This window comes from Mesorhizobium sp. M8A.F.Ca.ET.021.01.1.1 (genome assembly GCF_003998025.1).
In the GTDB taxonomy this organism is placed as follows: Bacteria; Pseudomonadota; Alphaproteobacteria; order Rhizobiales; family Rhizobiaceae; genus Mesorhizobium.
Genome location: NZ_RZSJ01000715.1, coordinates 1 through 2,776, shown reverse-complemented (window position 1 = coordinate 2,776; position 2,776 = coordinate 1). Strand labels below are relative to the sequence as shown.

The window sequence follows — 2,776 nt, the reverse complement described above, 5'->3', positions numbered from 1 at the left end:
GGACAGAATGGCCCTGGTGGCGCTCGAATGGCTGAGCGCACGCGGGCTCAACGTGCCCGACGATGTTTCCGTCGTCGGGTTCGACGATGTTCCGGAAGCAGCGGTGTCCAAGCCGCCATTGACCACGATCGCCCAACCGATTGCCGAGATAGGCCGCCTTGCCGTCAGGGCGATCCTGGAGAGCGATGGGCCGGTCAGCAGGCATCAACTGCCGGTCGAACTGATCGTGCGGGGCTCGTCGGGTCCGCCCCGCGCTTGAACCGCCGCCGAACCGCCTATCGGTTGGCTCTTGCCATGGCGGAGAGGCCCAAAGGCGCACGGACCGGCGCGGAATCCTTTTGGGCCGTGCGGGCCTTGGCCGAGCCGCCGATGGTCGACAGCCATTCGAGATAGAAGGCGAGCGCGAACTGCATGGCGATGCCGGCCGATATCAGCAGGCTGTCATAGACGAACCCGCCTGGATTGATCAGCTTCATCACCTGAGCGACCATGGCGATCACCGTGCCGGCAATGAAGACCGGCAGCGATCGTTTGCCCAGTATCGCCAGCGGATGATCAGGGCTGGTGCGGAACAGGCTGGAGAGCGCCGGCAGAGCGACGACGAGGTAGCTGACCGCCAGGATGTGCAGCAGCCGCGGCAGCGACAGGAAGGTCTTGTCGAAGCCGCCGATCACCACCGGCAGGTTGAACCAGGTTATCTGCCCCCAGAGCGGGCTGTGCACCCAGACCAGCGCCGCCAGCACATAGGCGGCGGCCGCGCCGACCAGCCAGCGGTTGACCGGAATGACACCGCCGCGCCTGACATGAAGCATGGCGACAAGGCCGATGTTGAACAGGAACTGCCAGGACAGCGGGTTGAGGAACCAGAAACCGGGCTCGGGATAATTGGGCGGCGCGATCTGCCAGATTCCTGCAACGAGCCACAACGTGCCGGATGCGACAAGGGCCGCGACGGGCCGGTAGCTGACGAACAGGACAAAGGCCGGCGCCATCAAAAGCAGCGCCGCATAGACCGGCAGGATGTTGTTGTAGCCGAGCTGGTGGCCGAGCGTGACGATGCCGACCAGCACTTGCGGCGGGTTCTTCATCAGCGGCTCGATGTTGATCAGCTTCACCAGTTCCGGCCGCTTGGCAAACACCGCCACGGCGCAGAACAGGGCCATCACCACCATCGTCGTGACGATATGGGCGACATAGAGCACGCCCGCCCGCCGCCACATCTTCAAGGTCGCGAGAAGCCGGCCACCCGGGCGGAACTTCGTGCCGTAGGCGAGCGCGACCGAGATGCCGGAAATCAGCACGAATGCCTCGGCCGCGTCCGAGAAACCGAAATTCTTGTAGGTCAGCGCCTCGAAAGCCGTGCCCGGCACATGGTCGATGAAGATCGTGAGCAGGGCCAGCGCGCGCAGTACATCGATACGCGTGTCGCGTTCGGGGATACGCAAATTGCGATCCGGCAAAACAGGGGTAGTCATCGACAAAAGGCCTCAAAGCTGGTTGTTCATGTCCAGCAATGCGACCCCCGACGCACCGCTTCGATTCCTCCCACCGGAGTGTATCGGCGCAGAAACGGGCTGGAATGCGCCTGGTTCGATCAACTTTCGCGGAGCATGAAAATATTGCGTTTTGAAGCCGGCAAATTGAGCGGAACCTCATATAATCAAAGGGATGCGAGATGACTGGCGATAATGTCGAAAGCGGCCCACTAACGCTGGATCTGGCCTTTCCGTATCGCCTCCTCCGCCCCGCCGAAAAGAGCCGTGAATGCCTGTTCCTGCTGCATGGATCGGGCGTCGACGAGACAAGCATGGTGGCGCTGGCGAGACGCTTGGCGCCCGATGCCGTCCTGATCGCGGTGCGTGGCCATGTCCCCCAGGAGGACGGTTTTCGCTGGTTCGAGCGAATCACGCCGACCACTTTCGACCAGGAAAGCATCCATGTCGAAACCACCGCCTTCGCGGCCTTCGCAAACGAAGCCGTCGCGCGCCATGGGCTTGATCTCGATCACGCGACATTCCTTGGCTATTCGAACGGCGCCAATCTGGTTTCGAGCCTGATGCTGCTCCATCCCGGCATCGTCCGCAGCGCTGCGCTGTTGAGGCCGATGCCCGTGCTCGACCAGGTCCCGGCGACGGACCTTGCGGGAACACGAACGCTGATCATTGCCGGAGCCGCCGACGAGACCTACGGGTCTTTCGCGCCGGCGCTGGTGACGCTGCTCAGCCGGCACGGCACCGAGATCGACGCCCGGATTGTTCCATCGGGCCACGAAATCGGCGAGCCGGACGCCGCGATCGTCGGGCGATGGCTGCCGGGATCGGCGTGGACGCGCGCGCCATCACGATAGGCAATCAGGGCAGGCGGTGCTGCCGATGCCATCAGCCGACGTGATGCTGGCTCGCCCAGATGGCGGGAGCCTACCCCCTCCCCATCCGGTTCCAGGCATCCAGCCCGGCGATCTTGTAGGCCTCGGCCAGCGTTGGGTAGTTGAAGGTGTTGTTGACGAAGAAGTCGACCGTGCCGCCGAGATTGATCACCGCCTGGCCGATGTGAATGAGTTCGGTGGCGCCCTCGCCGACGATGTGCGCGCCGAGCAGGCGCCGCGTCTCGATCGAGAACAGCAGCTTCAGGAAGCCGGTGTTGACGCCCATGATGTGGCCGCGCGATGTCTCGCGAAAGCGCGCGACGCCGACCTCATAGGCGGCGCCGCTCTCGCGCACTTGCTCCTCGGACTGGCCGACGGTGGAAATCTCCGGCACCGCGTAGATGCCATAGG

Annotated in this window: 3 protein-coding genes and 1 pseudogene; 2 read left to right on the top strand and 2 right to left on the bottom strand. The window is 63.8% G+C overall.

Annotated elements, in window-relative coordinates:
* The coding region (locus EOA36_RS32720) for a substrate-binding domain-containing protein (RefSeq protein WP_189553471.1) at window positions 1–259 on the top strand (259 nt) is incomplete at its 5' end.
* 16 nt (window positions 260–275) lie between these two features.
* On the opposite strand, the gene EOA36_RS32715 is transcribed toward EOA36_RS32720, so the two are convergent.
* Window positions 276–1,475: an OpgC family protein gene (locus EOA36_RS32715; RefSeq protein ID WP_127280929.1), complete on the bottom strand. Its 1,200-nt coding sequence runs from the start codon at window positions 1,473–1,475 to the stop codon at window positions 276–278.
* Window positions 1,476–1,675: 200 nt separating this feature from the next.
* Here EOA36_RS32715 and EOA36_RS32710 point away from each other — a divergent pair, with 200 nt between their 5' ends.
* The gene (locus EOA36_RS32710) at window positions 1,676–2,347 is read left to right on the top strand and encodes an alpha/beta hydrolase (protein ID WP_127280928.1); all 672 of its coding nucleotides are present in this window, start codon (window positions 1,676–1,678) and stop codon (window positions 2,345–2,347) included.
* 70 nt (window positions 2,348–2,417) lie between these two features.
* Here EOA36_RS32710 and EOA36_RS32705 read toward each other — a convergent pair.
* Window positions 2,418–2,776, bottom strand: a pseudogene (locus EOA36_RS32705) (Si-specific NAD(P)(+) transhydrogenase); the annotation flags it as partial.